Raw genomic sequence first — 22,114 nt, forward strand, 5'->3', positions numbered from 1 at the left:
TACGAGAGGACCGGGATGGACGGACCGCTGGTGTATCAGCTGCACCGCCAGGTGCATAAGGCTGGGTAGCCACGTCCGGAAGGGATAAACGCTGAAGGCATCTAAGCGTGAAGCCCCCCTCAAGATGAGATATCCCTCCTTTATGGAGTAAGACCCCTTGGAGAGTACGAGGTTAGATAGGCACAAGGTGTAAGCATGGTAACGTGTTCAGCTGATGTGTACTAATAGGTCGAGGGCTTATCCAAAAAAGCAAAGGTTAGAGACGGATCTAAGAGATTTCAGTGTTCGGTTTTGAAGGTACAATCGAAGAAATATGGCCCGGTGGCTCAGCTGGTTAGAGCGCCGCCCTGTCACGGCGGAGGTCAGGGGTTCGAACCCCCTTCGGGTCGCTCAACTTCATATTTTAATTTGACCGGGGTCTTAGCTCAGCTGGGAGAGCATCTGCCTTACAAGCAGAGGGTCACAGGTTCGAGCCCTGTAGGCCCCATTTTTTTACACAACACAATTCGTGTGTAAGCCGATGTGGCTCAATTGGCAGAGCAGCTGATTTGTAATCAGCAGGTTAACGGTTCGAGTCCGCTCATCGGCTCTATATGGATGGCTTCCCGAGTGGCCAAAGGGGACAGACTGTAAATCTGCTGCAATTTGCTTCGGTGGTTCGAATCCACCGCCATCCATTTTTTTATTGCAATAAGCAATAAATTTCATAATGACGCGGGGTGGAGCAGTCTGGAAGCTCGTCGGGCTCATAACCCGAAGGTCACAGGTTCAAATCCTGTTCCCGCTACTATATGCCTAGATAGCTCAGTTGGTAGAGCAGAGGACTGAAAATCCTCGTGTCGTTGGTTCGATTCCGACTCTAGGCATCTTTTTTTATTAATCTTTAGTCCCGACAAAGCGTCGGGATTTTTTTATTGAAGAAAGGATATGTTATAATAAAGAGTACGAGATTTATAAATAAAGAGGATAAGAGGAGTTTATGAATATCAGACGTTTAAAAGGAATAGCAGCTTCACTGATTTTGATCATTTCTGTTACCGCATGTGGCAGATCTTTTACGGGAGTTTTGGGCAATCAGAGTGCATCAGATCAGAGTGCTTCTACACAGACACAGGGCAAGTACCCGACAAAATGGAATCTTGAGAAGATTTATGCCAGCGAAGAAGACTGGCAGGCTGATTACGACAAGGTAATGGGCATGCTGGATGGTTACGATAAATTCAGAGGAAAGCTTGATAATGCCAAGACTATAAGAGAATACTTTGACTTTGCTTACTTTACCGAGATGACAAGGATTCAGCAGAAGCTTGCGCTTTATGCTAAGCAGGGAAACTCTCTTAACGCAACGGATGCAGTTTATAAAAACATGCTGGCCAAGCTTGATGCCATGAGCAGGGAAGAAACCCAGAGATGTGCCTTTGCGGAGGATGAGATATTTGCACTTTCATTGGAGGAGAGACAGAAGATCTTTTCAGATCCCCTTTTTGATGGCGATGAGTATTGGCTAAGGCAGTATCTTGATCCTGACTACGAGCCACTTACAGAGGATGAGACTCTTTTGGTATCCACTCTTTCAATGGGTATGGGCTACGGAGAACAGATTTTTGGCATACTTGATCAGGTTGAACTTCCTTATCCTACAATCACAATGCCGGGGGGTAAGGAGGAGGAGCTTACCGATGAGCTTTATGCAGAGATAATCAGTAATCCGAAGTACTCGGATAAATTCAGGGCAGAAGCAAACCAGGCTTACTTAACCAGATACGAGAATTTTGCTAACACCTTCGCTGCTCTTTTGGAATCGAACGCTTCACAGGCTTATGCATCAGCAGTCATTGATGGCTTTGATACTACCATGGAAGAGGCCTTTGATGACTATGATCTTGATACAGATGTCTTTGACATGTTGGTGGAATCAGCGCACAAGGGTATTCCGGAGTATCAGAGATACTTAAAGCTCCATGCAAAGGGGCTTGGCCTTGAGGAGCAATACCCATACAACATGGGAGAAAGCGTATCAGATTTCTACATTCCGCCTACACCCTATGATGATGCGGTGGATGAGGTTATAGACGCTCTTGGAATTCTTGGAGATGACTATATTGATCACTTCACCAAGATAATCACCAGTGAGCAGATTGATGTCTATCCTGCTGCTAACAAAGCTACAGGAGCCTTTGAGAACAAGCTATCAGTTGAGTATTATCCTTGGGTACTGTTTAACTATAAGGGTTACTCAGATGATATCAGTACAATAGCTCATGAAATGGGACATGCTGTATATGATCAGTACGCGACAGAGAACCAGCCTGTTGCTTACAGCAATCCCACAATATTTACTCAGGAAGTTGCATCTACTACCAATGAGCTTTTGTACTATCAATATAAGTTAAAAAATGCCCAGAGTGATGACGAAAAGCTCTTTTATCTGGAGAATGCAATCAGCATGTTTGCTGGAACGTTCTTCACTCAGATGATGTATTCCGAGTTTGAGGATTACATGTACAAGGTTGTGGAGTCAGGACAGTCGCTGGATGCTGAGGACCTTGGTGATAAGTGGATGGAGCTCCTTCAGGAGTACAGAGGCGATGCTGTTACCATGTTCCCGGCTTCAAGATATCAGTGGGCAGGAATTCCTCACTTCTACTATGTTTATTATGTGTACCAGTATTCTGCAGATGTGGCTTATGCAGCATCAATTGCTGAGAGGATCACATCAGGTGAAGCCGGTGCTGTGGATGAGTATCTGGATTTCCTTAAGCTTGGTGGATCTGCGCCGCCTGTAGAGCTTCTCTCAGAGGCAGGAATTGACCCGCTTTCAGACGAGACCTACGACAAGGCACTGGAGTATTTCAAGTCGCTTGTGGACGAGTACGAGGAGCTGGTTAACAAGAAGTAAATATTTAGTTAGTTTTTTCATGATTTTAATTTTTTCTTAGGCAATGTGTGTTATTATGAATTGAAACAAAAGTTAAGTTTACAGCCATAACTATGCGGTTTTATGGAGTTTATAGATGCACAGACTTTCAAAAGAAGATAAAGAGATAATAAAGAAAGTCCTGGATGTTAAGGACTATGACCCTGATGTATTCGATCCTGAGCTACTAACTGAGCTTGAGAAGGACGAGGAATACAGGGCAACACTATGCCGTTACGGCGCAGATATCCTCGGCTCTGAGAATTACATCAGGTTAAAGAGTTTTATTCAGCATGGAAATGTTACGGTCTATGAGCACAGTATCCATGTGGCGCTCTGCGCAATAAGGCTCAACAGAAAACTTGGGATTAAGAGCAGAGAGAGGGAGCTGGTAAGAGGAGCACTTCTTCATGACTATTTCCTCTACGACTGGCATGACGGCGAAGCGCCCGGGAACATTCATCCCAAGCTCCACGGATTCTATCATCCGGGAATTGCGCTGAGGAACGCGACAAGAGACTTTACGCTCTCCGAGAGAGAGAAAGAGATAATAAAAAAGCACATGTGGCCGCTTACGGTTAAGCCGCCTAAATGCAGGGAAGCCTGGGTGGTATGTCTTGCGGACAAGTATGCATCAACACTGGAGACACTCAAGCTTAAGAAGGGAAAGATTAACGTAAATTATGCCTGATATTTACCAGGAGCTGATAAACCTGGCGGAGGGGGACATGTACCCCTTCCATATGCCCGGTCATAAGAGAAACCTTCAAAGCACCCCGTTAAAGGGTGCTTTTCGTTGTGATATAACGGAAATTGACGGTTTTGATAATCTTCATGACGAGAAGGGCATAATACTTGAGGCCGAGAGAAGGGCAAACAGCTTATACGGCGCTGATGAGACTTTCTTTTTGGTAAACGGAAGTACATCAGGCGTACTCAGCGCTGTATCTGCGGCGGTTTCGGAAGGCGGCAGGATATTAGCTGCAAGGGGTAGCCATAGGTCTTTTTACCATGCAGCGTATTTGAGAGGGCTGGAGATAGATTACCTGGAAGCCGGGATGATTCGGGAGTACGGGATTTTCGACGGCTATAGTGCAGAAGATGTGAAAAGAGCTTTAGACTCCCTGACGGATAAGCCAAGAGCCGTGTTTATCACATCCCCAACCTATGAGGGAAGATGCTCGGATGTTGAGGGGATTGCAAAAGTGTGCCATGAAGAAGGCGTGATCCTTATTGTGGATGAAGCCCATGGTGCGCACTTTGGATTCGGAAAGGGACTGCCTGAGAGCGCTGTGAAGGCGGGAGCTGACATTGTTATACACTCTCTTCACAAGACGCTTCCGGCCATGACACAGACTGCGCTTATCCATGTTAAGGGCAGCCTTGTTGATAAAGCTCTTTTAAAGAGGTTCCTTAGAATATATCAGTCCAGCAGCCCATCCTACGTGCTGATGGCCTCCATAGATCTGTGCATGAAAGAGATGCAGGAGAGGGGAAAAGAGTTTTCGGAAAAGCTCTTAGGCTACAGGCAGAAGATACAGGATGAGACGAAGGATTGCAGTATCCTTAAGATTCCTGGGCTTTGCGAATTACAGGATCCGGCAAAGGTGCTTATCTATGCGGATACTGATACAATGACAGGTCAGCAGTTATATGATATACTGCGTGAGGACTATTTATTGCAGCTGGAAATGGCAGGGGAGCACTATGCTCTGGCCATAATCACCGGATGGGATACAGAGGAAGGAATAGAGCGCCTGATAAAGGCAATTTGCGAGATAGATGAGGCCTTGCATAAAAAAGCGGGAGCAAGGATCGTCGCAGCAGATGAAAAATATGCTATTCCAAAAAAAGAGATGTCTTTGCAAAAAGCCTGGGACAGCGAGCGGGAAACGGTGTCTTTAAATTTGGCGGAAGGCAGAATAAGCGGGGACTTTGTAAACCTTTATCCACCGGGAATTCCACTGATAGTGCCCGGAGAGGTCATTGGCGGAGATCTCATTAAGGACATAGAGCGATATATTGCCGAAGGACTTAATGTCCAGGGCATTTTGGAGCTCGAAAATAGCGAGAATAAGGGTATAATAGATATAGATAAGAGAGGAATTTTATGCGTAAAACCAAGATAATATGTACTATCGGACCGGCGAGTGAGAGTGAGGATAAGTTAAAAGAGCTTATGCTGACCGGTATGAATGTTGCAAGATTCAACTTTTCACACGGCTCCCATGATGAGCACAGAAGAAAGTTTGAGAGGATAAGAAAACTCAGAGACGAGCTTGAGATCCCTGTTGCAACCATGCTTGATACAAAGGGTCCCGAGATCAGACTTAAGGACTTTAAGAATGGAAAAGAGATGCTGGAGGCCGGACAGACCTTCACACTTACAGCAAGAGATATAGAAGGCACCAAGGACGAGGTATCCATCACTTACAAGGACCTCACCAAGGACTGCAAGAGCGGAATGACAATCCTTCTTGATGACGGACTTATTGAGCTTTCCGTTGAGAAGGTTACCGATACAGACATCGTTTGCACAGTAGTAAACGGTGGTCCTATCTCTGACAAGAAGGGAGTTAATGTTCCCGGAGCTGAGCTCTCAATGGAGTACTTAAGCGAGCAGGACAGGAGCGATATCATCTTCGGATGTGAGCAGGGCTTTGACTTTGTGGCTGCATCTTTTGTAAGAACCAAGGCAGACGTAGAGGACATCAGAGCTATATTAAAAGAGAAGAACTCTCCCATGAAGATCATTGCCAAGATCGAGAGCACTCAGGGTATCAACAACATTGAAGAGATCCTTGCTGCTGCAGACGGTATCATGGTTGCAAGAGGTGACATGGGCGTGGAGGTTCCTTTCGAGGAAGTTCCCGTAGTTCAGAAGAAGCTCATCAAGATGGCAGAGGCTGCAGGTAAGTACGTTATCACAGCCACACAGATGCTGGATTCCATGATCCACCATCCAAGACCAACAAGAGCCGAGGCTACCGACGTTGCCAATGCTATTTATGATGGAACAACAGCTATCATGCTCTCAGGCGAGACAGCTGCAGGAGATTATCCTGTGGAGGCCCTCAAGACCATGGTACGTATAGCCGAGAGAACAGAAGCCGATATAGATTATGTAGGAAGACTTAAGAAAAGAGATTACGCACCAAGCGATGACACCACAGCGATCTCACATGCTACCTGCAACATTGCTGCAGAGGTTGGCGCCGATGCGATCCTGACAGTCACCATGAGCGGCTTTACAGCCAGCATGGTTTCAATGTATAAACCAAATTGCCCGATCATTGCATGCACCATCAATCCTACAGTATGCAGACAGGCAAACCTGATGTTTGGCGTTGCGCCTCTTCACATCAGGCAGGAAGACACAGCAGATGAGCTCTTCAGGGAGGCAATAAGTTCAGCTAAGAATGCAGGTCTTTTAAAGGCCGGCGACAAGGTAGTCCTCACAGCAGGCGTACCTCTTGGCATCCCCGGAAGAACAAACATGATAAGAGTTGAGGAAGTATAAGCAAAATGGCTACCGGCAGGATTTTCCTTCTGATGGGCAAGAGCACCTCAGGGAAAGACACAATCTACAAAAACCTAATAGCTGATAATGACTTATCCCTTAAGAAGGTCGTTCCCTACACCACGCGCCCCATGCGCGATGGTGAGACGGACGGAGTTCAGTACTTCTTCAGAGATGAAGAGGGCTACCTTGACCTTCGCAGCAGAGGGAAGATTATCGAGGAGAGAACCTACCACACCAACTACGGCGAGTGGAGGTATTTTACAGTAGATGACGGTCAGATTGATCTTGCCAGTGGCGACAGTTACCTGGTAATAGGGACACTTGAGTCCTACTGTTACTTCAGGGACTACTTCGGAAAAGAGAATGTCCTTCCGATACTGATCGATGTAGAGGCAAGGATAAGGCTTGAGAGAGCCATGAAGAGAGAAGCCAAGCAGGAGCACCCCAGATACGACGAGATGTGCAGACGCTTTTTGGCAGACGAGGAAGATTTTGACGAGGCCAAGATAAAAGAGGCCGGTGTGGAAAAGAGATTTTTCAACAACGGACTTATCGAGGACTGTATAAAAGAGATAAGGGAACACATTTTAGAGAAGATGAGCTGACCTTATTAGGCGGGAAGGGAATGTATGGATATTAAAGTTAGTAATCTTACACCCACAACTCAGACCCCGGCTCCGGAGCAGGTGCAGGAGGCAAACGGCGACTTTAAGTTTGTCCTTACCAGCAAGCTTGAGGATTCGGGGCTTGCAGAGCGCCTGAATCTCATGATGCAGGATATCATCCAGCAGGGGGAGAAGATATCCAAGAGAAATGACATCAAGGATATGCAGAGGTACAGGATCCTTATCAAGGATTTCATGAACGAAGTAGTGACGAGGAGCCATGTCTTTTCCAGAGAGAACTTCCTTGACAGGAAGGGAAGACACAGGGTTTACGGCATAATCAGGCAGGTGGATAAAGAGCTTGATGAGCTGGCCCAGGAACTGGTCAAGGACGAGAAGAACGGTATCGATATACTTGCTAAGATTGGACAGATACAGGGGTTACTACTGGACATCTTTACTTAAGGGGAGAGTAAATGGCGGATTTTGCCGATATCATAGATCAACAGCAGATGAAAGAGCACATGCAGCATGCGCTCATTACTGATAAAGTTTCTCATGCCTATATCATCTCAGGTGAGAGTGGTTCGGGAAAAGAGTTTATCGCCAAGACTTTTGCCAAGGCTCTTCAGTGCGAAAACAGGCAGGACAGGGGAGATTATAGGGAGTCCTGTAACGAGTGCCCCTCCTGTATAAAGGCACTGTCAGACAATCATCCGGACATCATAACCATAACCCATGAAAAGCCTAATAGTATAGGTGTTGACGACATCAGGCAGCAGCTTCGAGACGATGTTGTCATTAAGCCCTACGAGAGCAGATACAAGATCTATATCATTCCCGAGGGGGAGAAGATGACGCCCCAGGCGCAGAATGCTCTGCTAAAGACTTTGGAGGAGCCACCTTCATATATTGTCATCATTATTCTGACCAGCAACATAAATGCATTTCTGCCTACTATTATAAGTAGATGTATTGTTCTTCCCATGAAGCCCGTCAGGGACGACTCCATCATAAATTACCTGATGCAGGAGTGCCACGTGGTGGATTACAAGGCGATGTTGTGCGCCTCTTTTGCAAGAGGAAATGTGGGCAAGGCGCTGGAGCTGGCTTCCAATGAGAGGTTCGAGACTTTAAAGAACGAGACCATAGAGCTGGTGGCTAAGCTCAAGAACCTTGAGATACACGAGATCATGGACAGGGTTCACGGCATATTAGAGAATCCCGATGGGGATGAGAAAAGCAGCAAGAAGGGAATTGACCTTGGTCAGTACGCTGACTTTATGGACATACTTCTTTTCCTGTTCAGGGATATGCTGGTGTATAAGGCCATGGGGGATGATACTCACTTGATTTTCACTGACAAGGTATCGTATATTAGTAGTGTTACCACAAACTGCACTTATGAGGGCATAAGCAGCATTATTAAAGATATGGAGATTGCGAAAAACCGCATAGACTCCAATGTTAATATAGATTTAGCCTTAGAGCTTATGCTCATGGGCATTAAGGAGTATTTATGACAAGAGTAATCGGCGTAAGATTCAGAACAGCCGGCAAGATATATTATTTTTCACCGGGCAAGTATGTCATTAAAAAGGGTGACCATGTAATCGTTGAGACAGCCAGAGGCGTTGAGTACGGAACCGTAGTTTCAGAGCCTCAGGACATCGAGGACGAGAAGGTGGTCAAGCCCCTTAAGACAGTACTTCGCACCTCCAGCACCAAGGACGATGAGCAGGAGAAGGCCAACAGGGAAAAAGAGAAAGAGGCCTTTAAGGTTTGTCTAGAAAAGATCAAGAAACACAACCTGGATATGAAGCTTATCGATGCAGAATATACCTTTGACAACAACAAGATCCTCTTCTACTTTACAGCTGACGGCAGGATCGATTTCAGAGAACTGGTAAAAGACCTGGCGGCTGTATTTAAGACCAGGATAGAGCTCAGGCAGATCGGTGTAAGGGACGAGACCAAGATAATCGGTGGCTACGGCATTTGCGGAAGACCTCTTTGCTGCCACTCATATCTTTCAGACTTTGTTCCAGTATCCATCAAGATGGCCAAGGAGCAGAGCCTTTCACTTAACCCTACCAAGATTTCCGGTGTCTGCGGAAGACTCATGTGCTGCCTCAAGAACGAAGAGGATGTATACGAGGAGCTCAATCGCAAGATGCCCGGTGTCGGCGACTACTGCGTAGCCAAGGACGGACTTGGCGGAGAGGTGTCATCTGTCAACATCTTAAGACAGACACTTAAGATCCTTGTTGAAGTCAACGACGAGAAGGAAGTTCACGAGTATAAGCTCGAAGAGATAGAGACAATCAGAAAGAAACAGAAGAAAAAGAACAATAACAACAAGAAGAACTCTCAGGAAGACGAGGAGATGAAAGAGCTCGAGAAGCTTGAGAAGATCGAAAAGCAGGAAGGAAAGTCCAAGCTTACAGATGGTTGATCTTAAGGAAGGCGAGAGACTTGATGACCTGCAAAGGAACGGCTACAAGATAATCCAGAGCCCGGAGAAATTCTGCTTCGGGATGGATGCAGTTCTTTTGTCAGGATTTGCCTCTGCTCCGGAAGGAGGAAGAGTACTGGATCTGGGAACAGGCACCGGGATCATACCGATCCTTATGGCGGCCAAGACAGATGCAAAAGAGCTCATAGGCCTTGAGATCCAGGAGGAGAGCGCAGATATGGCGCAGCGAAGCGTCATTTACAATGATCTCCAGGACAGAGTAAGAATAGTACAGGGCGATATTAAGGAGGCAGGGCAATTATTTGACGCTGCCTCTTTTGACGTGGTTACAAGTAATCCACCTTATATGATAGGAGGCCACGGGCTGAAGAACCCGGAGGGCCCGAAGGCGATTGCAAGGCATGAGGTGCTCTGCGACCTTGAGGACGTTATCAGGGCAGCAGCCAGATGCCTTAAGAGCGGCGGTAAGTTCTACATGGTCCACAGGCCCTTCAGGCTTGCGGAGATCATGGTGCTGATGCACGAGTACAAGGTTGAGCCCAAGAGAATGCAGCTGGTTTACCCCTACGCCGACAAGGAGCCGAATATGGTTCTCATTGAAGGAGCAAGAGGCGGAAGATCAAGGCTGACGGTTGAAAAGCCGCTTATTATCTACGAGGCTCCAGGTAAGTATACGTCGGAGATCTACGATATCTACGGATATTGAGAGGGAGAAAAAATGGCAGGTAAACTTTATCTATGTGCGACCCCCATCGGAAATCTGGATGACATGACCTTCAGGGTTTTGGAGACCTTAAAGAGTGTCGACCTGATTGCTGCGGAGGACACCAGAAACAGCATAAAGCTCCTGAATCATTTCGATATTCATACCGAGATGACCAGCTATCATGAATATAATAAGTACGACAAGGCGCAGTACCTGATCCAGAAGATGCAGGAAGGAATCGATGTTGCGCTTATTACCGATGCAGGAACGCCCGCCATTTCGGATCCGGGGGAGGTTCTTGTTGCCGAGTGTCACAAGGCGGGGATAACCGTCACATCACTACCGGGGCCGGCTGCGTGCATAACAGCGCTGACGCTGTCGGGACTTCCGACCAGAAGATTTTGCTTTGAGGGATTTCTGCCCTCAGCAACTGAAGATAAAAAAGGCAGAAAAAGAATCCTTGAGGATCTCAAGGATGAGAGCAGGACAATGATCATCTACGAAGCGCCGCATCACCTAAAGGCTGCGCTTGATGATCTGTACGAGACACTTGGCGACAGGCGCATCTCCATCTGCAGAGAGCTCACCAAGAAATTTGAGGAAGTTCGGCCAACCACTATCGCCGAGGCAATCTCTTTTTACAAAGAGAACGAACCAAGGGGCGAGTATGTGCTGGTAATAGAGGGAAAGAGCCTCGAAGAGCAGGACGAGGAAAAGAGACTTTCCTGGCAGGAGATGAGCATCGAAGATCACATGAAGTACTATGAGGACCAGGGAATCTCCCACAAAGACGCCATGAAGAAAGTGGCAGCTGACAGAGGCGTCGGAAAGAGGGAAATCTATCAGGCACTGCTTAATACAGAAGAGGGGGACTGATCATGGAAGAGAAAGAGATTATTGCAAAAAGACCGCCCATGGGGTGGAACAGCTGGGACTGCTACGGGGCAGCGGTAAATGAGGAGCAGCTTCTCGGAAATGCGAAGTACATGGCAGAGAATCTTAAGAACTACGGCTGGGAGTACGTGATATGCGATATCCAGTGGTATGAGCCCACGGCGGATTCTCATCAGTATCACAAATTTACAGAGCTGGAGATGGATGAGTACTCAAGGCTTGTGCCGGCGGTTAACAGATTCCCTTCTGCTGCTAAGGGCAAGGGCTTTGGCCCCATTGCGAAAAAGATACATGATATGGGCCTTAAGTTCGGAATCCATATCATGAGAGGAATCCCGAGACAGGCTGTTCATCAGAATACCAAGATACTGGGAACAGACAAGACGGCTAGGGATATTGCAATCCCTAACTCCATCTGCATGTGGAACACGGATATGTACGGCGTTGACGCCTCGGTTGAAGGCGCTCAGGCTTATTATGATTCAATATTTGAGCTCTACGCGAAGTGGGGCGTTGACTACGTCAAGGTTGATGACATCGCAAGGATCGACTGCGGACCGGAGGCTCCGGGAGCAGGATTTTCCGAGATTGCCATGATAAAAGAGGCTATTGAGAAGTGCGGAAGACCCATGGTTCTCAGCCTTTCACCCGGACCGGCCAAGCTTAGCCAGAAAGACTTCTTATTAGAGAATGCAAATATGTGGCGTATGACGGACGATTTCTGGGACGACTGGAAGATGCTCTACGACATGTTCGAGAAAGCCCACGAGTGGGAAGGTGTAGGCTGCAAGGGTCACTGGCCTGATTGCGACATGCTTCCTCTTGGACGCGTCTGCATGTGCAATGACGAGAACGGCGAGAAGGGCCACTACACACACTTTACACATGATGAGCAAAAGATCCTTATGACACTCTGGTGCATCTTCAGATCTCCTCTTATGTTTGGCGGCGATCTCAGAGAAAATGACGAGTTTACGAAAGCTCTTTTAACCAATGAAAGACTCCTTGAGATGCACAAGAAAGGCCGTAAGCCAAAGGAAATATACAGAAAGAAGGACCTTGTTATCTGGAGGAGCAGAGCCAAGGACGGAAGGACTTTCCTTGCCATATTTAATATTGGGGAAAAGACACAGAGCCACAAGATAAAGTTTAAGGACCTGGGACTCTCGGGAACCGAGGCAAAGGCCGTTGATATCTGGAGCGGAATGCAGGGAATCGTCAAGGATAAAGAGTGCGTTGACATGGCACCACACACAGTTGAGTGCTATGCCATTGAAGCGACGGAAGACGCGGCGGATGATATTTTCAGTCCATGTAGCTAATGCTAACTAATTTACACATATTTCATAGAAATTTGCCCTAAAAACATTGTTAAAAGCTTGGCTTTGTAGTATAAATGTAGTAGTGGGCGCAATTTGCCCCGTAATTTAATAGTGTATCCGCGAATTATCAGTATATAGTGAGGTATATGATTATTCGTGCAAAAATTATTAAGAAAAGAGGTTAACAAATGGCAAACATCGATTTAACCAAGTATGGAATCACAGGTACTACAGAGATCGTCCACAATCCTTCATATGATGATCTTTACACAGAGGAAATGAAGCCTGAACTTACCGGATATGAGAAGGGCGTTGACACAGAGCTTGGCGCTGTAAACGTTATGACCGGTATCTACACAGGTCGTTCTCCTAAAGATAAGTACATCGTTATGGATGAGAACTCCAAGGACACTGTATGGTGGACTTCAGACGAGTACAAGAACGACAACCACCCTATGACAGAAGAGACATGGGCTAAGGTTAAAGAGATCGCTAAGAACGAGCTTTCAAACAAGAGACTCTTTGTAGTTGATGCATTCTGCGGAGCTAACAAGGATACTCGTATGGCAGTTCGTTTCATCGTTGAGGTTGCTTGGCAGGCTCACTTCATTAAGAACATGTTCATCGTTCCTACAGATGAAGAGCTTGCAAACTTTGAGCCTGACTTCGTAGTTTACAATGCATCTCTTGCAAAGGTTGACAACTACCAGGCACTTGGCCTTAACTCAGAGACATGCGTAGCATTCAACATCACAAGCCGTGAGCAGGTTATCATCAACACATGGTACGGCGGAGAGATGAAGAAGGGTATGTTCTCAATGATGAACTACTACCTGCCTCTTAAGGGAATTGCTTCTATGCACTGCTCAGCTAACACAGATATGAACGGTGAGAACACAGCAATCTTCTTCGGACTTTCAGGAACAGGTAAGACAACTCTTTCAACAGATCCTAAGAGACTTCTTATCGGTGATGACGAGCACGGCTGGGACGACAACGGAGTATTCAACTTCGAGGGCGGCTGCTATGCTAAGGTTATCGGCCTTGATAAGGATTCAGAGCCTGATATCTACAACGCTATCAAGAGAGATGCTCTTCTTGAGAACGTAACTGTAGATGGCGACGGCAAGATTGACTTTGATGATAAGAGCGTTACAGAGAATACTCGTGTATCTTATCCTATCAACCACATTAAGAACATCGTTCTTAACGTACATCCTACATCTTCAGGTCCTGCAGCCCAGAACGTAATCTTCCTGTCAGCTGATGCTTTCGGAGTACTTCCTCCAGTATCTATCCTGACACCTGAGCAGACACAGTACTACTTCCTGTCAGGCTTCACAGCTAAGCTTGCCGGAACAGAGAGAGGAATCACAGAGCCTACACCTACATTCTCAGCATGCTTCGGTCAGGCATTCCTTGAGCTTCATCCTACAAAGTACGGTGAGGAGCTCGTTAAGAAGATGCAGAAATCCGGCGCTAAGGCTTACCTTGTAAATACAGGTTGGAACGGAACAGGCAAGAGAATCTCCATCAAGGATACTCGTGGAATCATCGATGCAATCCTTAACGGCGACGTTCTCAAGGCTGAGACCAAGAAGATCCCGATCTTCGATTTCGAAGTTCCTACATCACTTCCCGGTGTTGATCCTGCAATCCTTGATCCTAGAGATACATACGCTGATGCTTCTGAGTGGGAAGCTAAGGCTAAGGATCTTGCAGAGAGATTCACAAAGAACTTCAAGAAGTATGAAGGAAACGATGCCGGCAAGGCACTTGTTGCAGCTGGTCCTAAGCTCTAATTTAGAAGTTCTTCAATAGAAAAAATAAATGAGGCACTACGTCTTTTCCGGCGTAGTGCCTTTTCGTATAATACTATTAATAATTGTCGGGAGGAGTTTCAAAAGAATTCTGATGGAAAAGAAAAGAGAATGCTTTCTTGATATTGCAAAAGTGGTATCCATGTTAGGGGTCATAATTGTTCACACCGGTACTATCAGCTGGTATGAGGCACCATTTGGGATCTATCCCTGGGGTGTGCTAAATGTTTTTGATATGCTGGGGAGATTTAGCGTTCCGGTTTTCCTGATGATCAGCGGATATCTGTTTTTGAACCCACAAAGACAGGTAAGTCCTTCTGATATTTTTAAAAAGTATATACCAAGACTTCTTTGCGCATTCTTTTTCTGGTCATTTCTCTATGCCCTTATTACCAGTGGCTTCATGACTTCGAGATCGCTGTCGGGAGGCGTTGGTGAGAAACTCCTTCAGGACACACTTTCGGGCAGATATCATATGTGGTATATCTTTACCATAGCAGGACTCTACATAATTACTCCGGCTATAAGGCCTGTTGCTACTGACCGAAAGGCCATGAGATATTTTCTTCTGGTGTCATTTTTGCTTACTTATCTGATCCCAACACTGCAGCTTATTCCGGCTATTGCAGATAGCACTACATGGTTAACGGGAAAGTTTGATCTGTCTAACATCTCAGGATATGTTCTTTATTATCTTGCGGGATACTATTTTGGCACTATGGAGCTGAGTCCCAAGCAGAGAAAGATAATCTACACCCTTGGTATAGCATCAGCGCTGATAATGTTTGCAGTAGTTTCGGCGATAATAATCATCAATCAGTATCCGACGCTCGCCTATCATAAATATACAAATGCCGGAATGCCTCTTTTTGGTCTGGCAGCATTTGTCTTTTTCAAATACAGATTTAAGGATGTGGATCCGGGTAGCAAAATTATGAGAGTAATAATAAAGCTCTCAAAAATGAATCTCGGAATATATCTGGTGCATGACTTTGGGCTTATTGTATTTAGGAAGATTGGATTAAGTCCGGTATTAGGAACGCCATTACTGATGCTTCCGCTACTTGCACTTGCTGATTATGTGATTTCAGCTTGCATTGTACTTGTGATCAGTCACATACCGGTGCTAAAAAAGTGGGTGATTTAAGAAGACTTTGGGGAGACAGTGGTGAGTCAGTGGGGACGTTTCAGTTTGACACATTTTGTGAAGCAAAATGAGTCAAACTGAAACGTCCCCACTGACTCACATATCACTCTTACTCTGAATATATTCTCTGGGGCTATGCCCGTCGACTTTCTTGAACACCTTGGAGAAGTAGTACGCTGACTCAAACCCAAGAGCGTCAGCGACTTCGTATATCTTCATATCACCGGAGAGGAGCATCTCTTTTGCCCGATCGATCTTCTTGGTGTAGACGTATTCTGAAAAGCCCGTCTCTGTATTTTTCTTGAAAAGAACTGACAGATAAGCCGGTGAGAGTCCGAAGACCTCTGCGACTTCGTTTAGCTGCAGCTTACCTCCGAGGTTCTCGTCGATGTACTGCTGGATTGCGCCGATGAGCTTGTCCTTGCCGGAGCGCCTGTTGCTGCCGACGATGTGACTGAAGAGACGAATGGGCTGAGCGCTGTCTGCCTGCTGCTGCGCAGTCTTTGCTTCGTCAAAAGAGACTGCGATATCCATGGGTGTAGAGACGGCGGAGCCGATACCAAAAGTAAGGGAAGCCTTAAAGTAATTGGTTATCATGGTCCTGGCGTTTTCCAGTGCCTCCGTTATAAGGTCCATGGTTCCGGCAACGGGAGTATCCTCAGTGAAGGAAAAGACAACTGCGAAGTGCTGCAGGTCAATTGAAACAATCTGGCACGGTGCATGGCGGGAGATGATCTCTTTTGCCATACTGATGCTGGAGTTGTAGATATCAAGTGCTTCCGGGGTAAAGCCATCCCCTGAGCTCGAAGCGCCATCTGATGAAATCTCGCCATAAACAACGATGTAGCGGTTGTAGTCAAAAGAAAGATTAAGGCTTCTTGCCTCGCTCAAAAGAGCTTCCTCAGAACCAAGGAGGTGACTGAAGAGCTTCATCATGAACTTCTGCCTGAGGTCCTCAAGAGAGCCAGTACTGCCGGCTTCTTTGGATGCACCGGACGGACGTGCTTCGTCAACACGCAAAATAGCTTTGTCTATAGCACTTGCAAGGGTCCTGGGATTGAGCTCTATCTTGACCAGGTAGTCCACGGCGTCATAGACGATGGCCTGCCTTGCCATCTCGAATTCCTCGTAGGCAGTCAGCATTATAAAGGCAGGAACTGAGCCGTACTTGTTGTGGGACTTACCCAGAAGCTCAAGCCCTGTCATCACCGGCATTCTGATGTCGGCAATAACGATGTCCGGCGGATTTTCCGAGATGATGTCCCAGGCCTCCTGTCCGTTGGAGGCTGTTCCCACTACTTCTATTTTGTCAGCCAGCTCTTTTGCCAGCATACTCTTTAAGCCTATCTGCACAAGAGGCTCGTCATCTACAATCAGTAATCTGTACATTGATCTTAAAACTCCAATTTGCTTTTACATATATTCTTCTTCCGGTGGTGCGACAAAGGGAAGCGTAAATCTCATGGTGGTGTAGACTCCCGGCTCGCTTTCTATCGTGATTCCGTAGCCCTCGCCGAAAGTATATTTGATGCGCTCGTTAACATTGTAAACGCCGATCTGCTTGAAGAACTCGGTGCTGGTCTGGCTTGCGCCGGAGAGCACTTCAGCAATTGCCTCCGCCGTCATGCCAACGCCGTTGTCGGTAACATCTATTATAACATTGCCGTCCTTGCGATAAGTGTGGATGGTGATTCTGCCTGCGCTGCCTTTGGGCTCGATGCCGTGGAAGATGGCGTTCTCGATTATGGGTTGCAGAGAGAACCTGTTGATGTGCTGCTTTAGCAGTGCTTCGTCATCTGTGATGTACTCAAGGTCGATGGTTCCGCCGTAGCGGTATTTCATAATGGTAAAATAGTCATCGACCAGCGAGAATTCATCGCTGATCGGGATCAGGTCCTCAGTGCTCTTTGCGATGTTCTTCATAAGGCGCGAAAGAGATGTCGACATATCCGCGATACCCTCAGACCCCTGGATAGTTGCCATCCACTTAATAGTGTTGAGGGTGTTGTACAAAAAGTGCGGATTGATTTGGGACTGAAGTATCTGGTATTCCAGGTCATGTCTTGCCTTTTCGTCGAGAAGTCTTTTGTTCATAAGATCGGATACGTTCTCGGAGAGGTTGTTGATGCCACGGCCGATCTCGCCCAGCTCGTTGTTCCACTCGATCTTCTCATCTCGTGAGAAATCGCCCTGACCGATGGTATCGAGCCTGCTTATCAGGCGGTCAACAGGTCTTGTGATGGTCCTGTGCAGAGAAAAACTAAGCATTACGCCTGCAAAGAGAATGACAAGGAAGATGACCATGATCATGAGCTGATAGGAGCGCATCCTGTTTATCAGTGCGGCTTTTGACGGAAGGTAGGACAGAGTCCAGCCTGAGTCCGGGAGGGTATAGGAAATTGCGCCTTCAGGAACAGCCTCTTTTAAAAGACCTTCATCCGTATATCTGTAAGTTATGCCCTTGCTAAATGTGATATAAAGTGCATCATCTTCCGTCAGCACAAAGCTCTTTAGCGAATCGGTTATGACAGAGATCGGAATATCCATATAAACCCAGCCGATGATGGCCGAGGAGGATGAGCTGTGGATGGGCCTGATGATGGGGATGACCTTTGGATTGCCGTTCTTACTTAAGGGATTGGGATAGAAGCCGTTCCACTTAAAGCCGGGAGCAGTGATAAGATCGTCAAAGAACGAAGTATCCATAATGGTCATCGGCACATCGGTGACGGACTGATCGTTACCGCCGGAGACACACTGAAGGAACTGGGTTCCGTCGGGAGTTGAGATGACGACCCTAGTTACAGAATTTCTGACACCTACTATATTAAATTCGTTATTGAGATGATTCCAGGCGCCGACTGATAGCTTCCTGCCGGCCTGAATGTCATTGGCATAAGACCTGTCCACGGTGCGGAGATAGTTGCCGATGGTACTGTCGAGGCATATCCAGTTGGTGAAGGTGATCACAGTATTTATGTCGGAATCCAGATCGCCCCCGAGGACGTGGATGTTGGTGAGCGCAGACTGCTGCTGGTTTTCCCTGAGGTACCTGGCGGAGAGAACGTAGCTTGCACAGGCAACTGCCAGAGCTATGATGAGGGCAAAACCCACAGCCCATAACACGATTTTGTTACGAATAGAGTGTTTTTTGGTATGCATAGGTATATATTAGAGCAGTGGGGAAATAAAGAAAATACAATTTTATATAAAAAAATTGCATTTTTTTGACAACAAGAAATAAAGAATGTACATTCATTCAATTATTAACAAAATATAAACTATGTGTATAACAAACAAGCCGTCATTTGATGGCACCTTGAGAGGGAGGTTAATATGAAAAAGAGAATTCTTAGCTCTTTACTTGCTATGACCATGGTCGTTGCAAGCATCACCGCTTGCGGAGCAGCAGCAGAGCAGGCTCCTGCAGCAGACACAGCACAGACAGAAACACAGGCACAGCCCGAGGCAGCTCCTGCAGCAGATACACAGGCAGCAGCTGAGACACCGGAGGCTACATCTGATGAGCCGGTAACACTTAAGTGGGCTCTTTGGGATGTATCAAGCACAGTTTACTATCAGCCACTTATCGACGCTTATACAGCGGCTCATCCCAATGTAACCATCGAGATGGTTGACCTTGGATCAACAGATTACAGCACAGTTCTCGGAACACAGCTCTCAGGAGCAGGTTCAGACTTCGACGTAGTAACAATTAAGGACGTTCCCGGCTACGTATCACTGGTTAACAAGGGTGTTCTTGAGCCCCTTAACGACCGCATCGCAGCAGACGGCGTTGATCTTTCACTCTACAACGGAGTAACAGATCAGGTTACTATCGATGGAAACCTCTACGAGCTTCCTTTCAGATCAGATATCTGGGTTCTCTTCTATAATAAGGACATCTTTGATAAGGCAGGCGTTGCTTACCCTACAAACGACATGACATGGGAAGAGTACGACAAGCTTGCAAGAAGCGTAACAGATACAACACCAGGTGCTGAGGTTTACGGATCTCACTACCACACATGGAGATCAACAATCCAGCTTGATGGTATCCTTGATGGCAAGCACACCATCGTTGATGGCGAGTATGACTTCACAAAGCCTTACTACGAGATGGTTCTTAATCAGCAGAAAGACGGTGTCTGCATGGATTATGCAACACTTAAGACACAGGGACTTCACTACTCAGCAGCATTTGCTCAGGGTAACGTAGCTACAATGAACATGGGATCATGGTTCATCGCAACTCTTATCCAGAAGATCAAAGACGGTGAGTACACAGACTGCACAAACTGGGGTATTGTTAAGTATCCTCACGCTGACGGTGTTGAGGCTGGTTCAACTCTTTCAACAATCACAGCTCTTGCAGTTCCTACATCAGCTCCTAACAAGGATGCAGCTTGGGATTTCGTTAAGTTCGTAAGCGGCGCTGAGGGTGCAGAGGTTATGGCTTCTACAGGTAACATCCCTGCTATGACCAACAAGACAATCGTTGACATCATCGCATCTATGGACGGCTTCCCGACAGACGATGCTTCCAAGGAAGCTCTTATCACAAGCCACACATATCTTGAGATGCCTGCAAACGACAAGTCATCTGAGATCGAGACAGTTCTCAACGAGCAGCACGACCTTATCATGAATGAGGAAGTAAGCGTTGATGATGGTATCGCTGCAATGAACGAAGGTGTTCAGGCAGTTCTTGCTCAGTAATAAATTATAATCAGATACCAAAAAGAAGGAGCACTTGAATTTCAGGAAAGCCCTAATTCAAGTGCTCTTTTTAGGAAAAGGGCATTGGTGAGTCACTGGGGACGTTTCAGATTGACTCATTTTGCTTCACAAAATGAGTCAATCTGAAACGTCCCCAGTGACTCACCAAGCTGAAACTGAATCGAAGGAAAATGAGGAAACACACATGGCTGCAGAACTGACTGCAATGGAACAGAATATGAAGAGACGCCAGAGAAAAAGAAATCTGGTGGCCTATTCATTTATCGCACCGAATTTTATAGGGTTTGCAGTATTTACCCTTGGACCTATAATCCTGGCCCTGCTCATGTCTTTTGCTGAGTGGGACGGAAGTAATGCGATGAAGTTTGTGGGTCTTAGCAACTTCACGCAGATATTTGCAGACGACAGATTCACATCTGCCTTAAAGAATACGATCATCTACAGTATATTCACAGTGCCCGTAACTCTTGTAATGGCGCTGGCACTGGCTATTCTTCTCAATCAGAAGATCAAGGGAAAGAGCTTTTTCAGAACTGTTGCGTTCTTCCCTTATGTTGCTTCACTGGTTGCCGTTGCTGCTGTATGGAACATGCTCTTTACACCGGCCAAGGGCGGAATCGTGAATCAGCTTCTTATGAACGTATTTCATGCTCAGCCTCTTAAGTGGGCTGCATCATCAAGTACGGTAATGTTGACAATTATCATGTTCTCCGTATGGAAGAACATGGGTTACTATATGGTTATTTATCTGGCGGGACTTCAGGGAATCAGCGAAGACCTGTACGAAGCCGCTTCCCTGGACGGAGCAAATGCATGGCAGAAGTTCCTGCACATCACTGTTCCGCAGCTTAAGCCCACCACTTTCTTTGTAACAATCATGCTTACTATCAACTGCTTCAAGGTATATGACATTGTTTATATGCTGGCAGGAGGTTCCAACGGTGTTGTCAATAAGAGCGCTATCGTTCTTGTTTACTACATCTACGAGGAAGCTTTCAGAAACTGGAAGCTGGGAAGAGCTTCTGCTTCAGCACTGGTGCTCTTTGCCATAGTTCTTGTTGTTACACTCATCCAGTTCAGGGGTGAGAAGAATTACGCTAACGACTGACGGGGAGGAATCAAAAGTGAAGAGCAAAAAGAACAATCGCATAATAGGAAATATCATAATCTATGCGCTGCTGATCCTCCTGGCACTTATGATGCTTGTGCCGTTTTTGTGGATGATCTCCGCATCGCTTAAGTTTAACAAGGACGTATTCGTAATTCCCTTCGAGTGGATCCCCAAGGCGCCAAGGTGGCAGAACTACATTGATATCTGGACCAAGATCCCTCTGGCAAAGTTCACATTAAACACAGCCAAGCTGACACTTATCGTCACACTGCTCCAGCTCTTTACCTCGAGCTTTGCAGCCTACGCCTTTGCCAAGCTGGAATTCAAGGGAAGAGATCTTTTGTTCCTGGCATACGTGGCAACCATCGCAGTTCCATGGCAGGTTTACATGGTTCCTCAGTTCATGTTCATGAGAAGCCTCGGCCTTGCAGATACGCACCTTGCCATCATCATACTTCAGGCTTTCTCAGCCTTCGGAGTGTTCCTCATGAGACAGTTCTACGAGGGAATCCCGGATTCATTGTGCGAAGCAGCCAGGATCGACGGAATGAGTGAGTACGAGATCTACGCCAAGATCATGCTTCCGCTCTCAAAGCCTGCGCTGTCAACGCTGATCATCTTTACCTTCGTTAACACCTGGAACGACTTCCTTGGACCACTCATCTATCTGACCACCGAGTCCAAGAAGACATTGCAGATCGGACTGAAGATGTTTATTTCGCAGTACTCTGCCGAATATGGTCTTATTATGGCAGCATCTGTGTTATCATTAATACCGGTATTTATTGTGTTTATTTCACTTCAGAAGTACTTCGTTGCCGGCATTACAACCGGTGCAGTAAAGGGATGATCA

18 protein-coding genes, 6 tRNA genes and 1 rRNA gene are annotated in these 22,114 nt (G+C 46.5%); 23 read left to right on the top strand and 2 right to left on the bottom strand.

The features are described from left to right. From G633_RS0111325 to G633_RS0111420, 20 genes are all read left to right on the top strand, one after another. Nucleotides 1-245 (top strand): 23S ribosomal RNA (locus G633_RS0111325); the annotation flags it as partial. A 70-nt stretch (nucleotides 246-315) separates the two neighbouring features. Beyond that, nucleotides 316-389, top strand: a tRNA-Asp gene (locus G633_RS0111330). A 25-nt stretch (nucleotides 390-414) separates the two neighbouring features. Beyond that, nucleotides 415-487, top strand: a tRNA-Val gene (locus G633_RS0111335). Between the two features lie 29 nt (nucleotides 488-516). Then, nucleotides 517-589 (top strand) — tRNA-Thr (locus G633_RS0111340). A gap of 6 nt (nucleotides 590-595) precedes the next feature. After that, nucleotides 596-677: transfer RNA gene (locus tag G633_RS0111345), tRNA-Tyr, on the top strand. 36 nt (nucleotides 678-713) lie between these two features. Beyond that, a tRNA-Met gene (locus G633_RS0111350) sits at nucleotides 714-787 on the top strand. Between the two features lie 6 nt (nucleotides 788-793). Continuing rightward, nucleotides 794-866: transfer RNA gene (locus G633_RS0111355), tRNA-Phe, on the top strand. Nucleotides 867-979: 113 nt separating this feature from the next. Continuing rightward, nucleotides 980-2,899: a M3 family metallopeptidase gene (locus G633_RS0111360; protein ID WP_022770572.1), complete on the top strand. Its 1,920-nt coding sequence runs from the start codon at nucleotides 980-982 to the stop codon at nucleotides 2,897-2,899. Nucleotides 2,900-3,014: 115 nt separating this feature from the next. Then, nucleotides 3,015-3,608, top strand: a complete 594-nt coding sequence (locus tag G633_RS0111365) for an HD domain-containing protein (protein ID WP_022770571.1) — start codon at nucleotides 3,015-3,017, stop codon at nucleotides 3,606-3,608. Next, complete coding sequence (locus G633_RS0111370) at nucleotides 3,601-5,046, top strand: aminotransferase class I/II-fold pyridoxal phosphate-dependent enzyme (protein WP_026519984.1); 1,446 nt, start codon at nucleotides 3,601-3,603, stop codon at nucleotides 5,044-5,046. Before G633_RS0111365 ends, G633_RS0111370 begins: the two co-directional genes overlap by 8 nt. After that, nucleotides 5,028-6,437, top strand: a complete 1,410-nt coding sequence (gene pyk / locus G633_RS0111375) for a pyruvate kinase (RefSeq protein WP_026519985.1) — start codon at nucleotides 5,028-5,030, stop codon at nucleotides 6,435-6,437. The genes G633_RS0111370 and pyk overlap by 19 nt, the downstream gene beginning before the upstream one ends. Before the next feature lie 5 nt (nucleotides 6,438-6,442). Beyond that, a complete protein-coding gene (locus tag G633_RS0111380) occupies nucleotides 6,443-7,045 on the top strand; it encodes a guanylate kinase (protein WP_022770567.1) in 603 nt (200 codons plus the stop codon). A 24-nt stretch (nucleotides 7,046-7,069) separates the two neighbouring features. Then, complete coding sequence (locus G633_RS0111385; protein ID WP_022770562.1) at nucleotides 7,070-7,510, top strand: YaaR family protein; 441 nt, start codon at nucleotides 7,070-7,072, stop codon at nucleotides 7,508-7,510. 11 nt (nucleotides 7,511-7,521) lie between these two features. Then, nucleotides 7,522-8,568: a DNA polymerase III subunit gene (locus G633_RS0111390; RefSeq protein WP_026519986.1), complete on the top strand. Its 1,047-nt coding sequence runs from the start codon at nucleotides 7,522-7,524 to the stop codon at nucleotides 8,566-8,568. Then, nucleotides 8,565-9,500, top strand: a complete 936-nt coding sequence (locus tag G633_RS0111395; protein ID WP_022770555.1) for a PSP1 domain-containing protein — start codon at nucleotides 8,565-8,567, stop codon at nucleotides 9,498-9,500. The genes G633_RS0111390 and G633_RS0111395 overlap by 4 nt, the downstream gene beginning before the upstream one ends. Continuing rightward, the gene (locus G633_RS0111400; RefSeq protein WP_026519987.1) at nucleotides 9,493-10,227 is read left to right on the top strand and encodes a tRNA1(Val) (adenine(37)-N6)-methyltransferase; all 735 of its coding nucleotides are present in this window, start codon (nucleotides 9,493-9,495) and stop codon (nucleotides 10,225-10,227) included. The genes G633_RS0111395 and G633_RS0111400 overlap by 8 nt, the downstream gene beginning before the upstream one ends. Nucleotides 10,228-10,239: 12 nt before the next feature. After that, nucleotides 10,240-11,103: a 16S rRNA (cytidine(1402)-2'-O)-methyltransferase gene (gene rsmI, locus G633_RS0111405; protein ID WP_026519988.1), complete on the top strand. Its 864-nt coding sequence runs from the start codon at nucleotides 10,240-10,242 to the stop codon at nucleotides 11,101-11,103. Between the two features lie 2 nt (nucleotides 11,104-11,105). After that, a complete protein-coding gene (locus tag G633_RS18210) occupies nucleotides 11,106-12,443 on the top strand; it encodes a glycoside hydrolase family 27 protein (RefSeq protein WP_035771332.1) in 1,338 nt (445 codons plus the stop codon). Between the two features lie 188 nt (nucleotides 12,444-12,631). Continuing rightward, on the top strand, nucleotides 12,632-14,245 hold the full coding sequence (gene pckA, locus G633_RS0111415) for a phosphoenolpyruvate carboxykinase (ATP) (RefSeq protein WP_026519989.1): 1,614 nt from the start codon (nucleotides 12,632-12,634) through the stop codon (nucleotides 14,243-14,245). A gap of 112 nt (nucleotides 14,246-14,357) precedes the next feature. Then, nucleotides 14,358-15,410, top strand: a complete 1,053-nt coding sequence (locus tag G633_RS0111420) for an acyltransferase (protein ID WP_026519990.1) — start codon at nucleotides 14,358-14,360, stop codon at nucleotides 15,408-15,410. A gap of 96 nt (nucleotides 15,411-15,506) precedes the next feature. On the opposite strand, the gene G633_RS0111425 is transcribed toward G633_RS0111420, so the two are convergent. Beyond that, nucleotides 15,507-16,799 (bottom strand): response regulator, encoded by a 1,293-nt coding sequence (locus tag G633_RS0111425; protein ID WP_026519991.1) that lies wholly within the window; start codon nucleotides 16,797-16,799, stop codon nucleotides 15,507-15,509. 24 nt (nucleotides 16,800-16,823) lie between these two features. Next, complete coding sequence (locus G633_RS0111430) at nucleotides 16,824-18,536, bottom strand: sensor histidine kinase (protein ID WP_196804260.1); 1,713 nt, start codon at nucleotides 18,534-18,536, stop codon at nucleotides 16,824-16,826. 210 nt (nucleotides 18,537-18,746) lie between these two features. On the opposite strand from G633_RS0111430, the gene G633_RS0111435 reads away from it, so the two are divergent. From G633_RS0111435 to G633_RS0111445, 3 genes are all read left to right on the top strand, one after another. Continuing rightward, nucleotides 18,747-20,129 (top strand): ABC transporter substrate-binding protein, encoded by a 1,383-nt coding sequence (locus G633_RS0111435; protein ID WP_026519993.1) that lies wholly within the window; start codon nucleotides 18,747-18,749, stop codon nucleotides 20,127-20,129. Nucleotides 20,130-20,334: 205 nt separating this feature from the next. After that, nucleotides 20,335-21,258, top strand: a complete 924-nt coding sequence (locus G633_RS0111440) for a carbohydrate ABC transporter permease (protein ID WP_022770542.1) — start codon at nucleotides 20,335-20,337, stop codon at nucleotides 21,256-21,258. Between the two features lie 16 nt (nucleotides 21,259-21,274). Then, nucleotides 21,275-22,111, top strand: a complete 837-nt coding sequence (locus tag G633_RS0111445) for a carbohydrate ABC transporter permease (RefSeq protein WP_022770540.1) — start codon at nucleotides 21,275-21,277, stop codon at nucleotides 22,109-22,111. The last annotated feature ends 3 nt before the right edge of the window (nucleotides 22,112-22,114 follow it).

The sequence above is a fragment of the Butyrivibrio sp. FCS006 genome (assembly GCF_000424525.1).
Classification (GTDB): Bacteria; Bacillota; Clostridia; order Lachnospirales; family Lachnospiraceae; genus Butyrivibrio.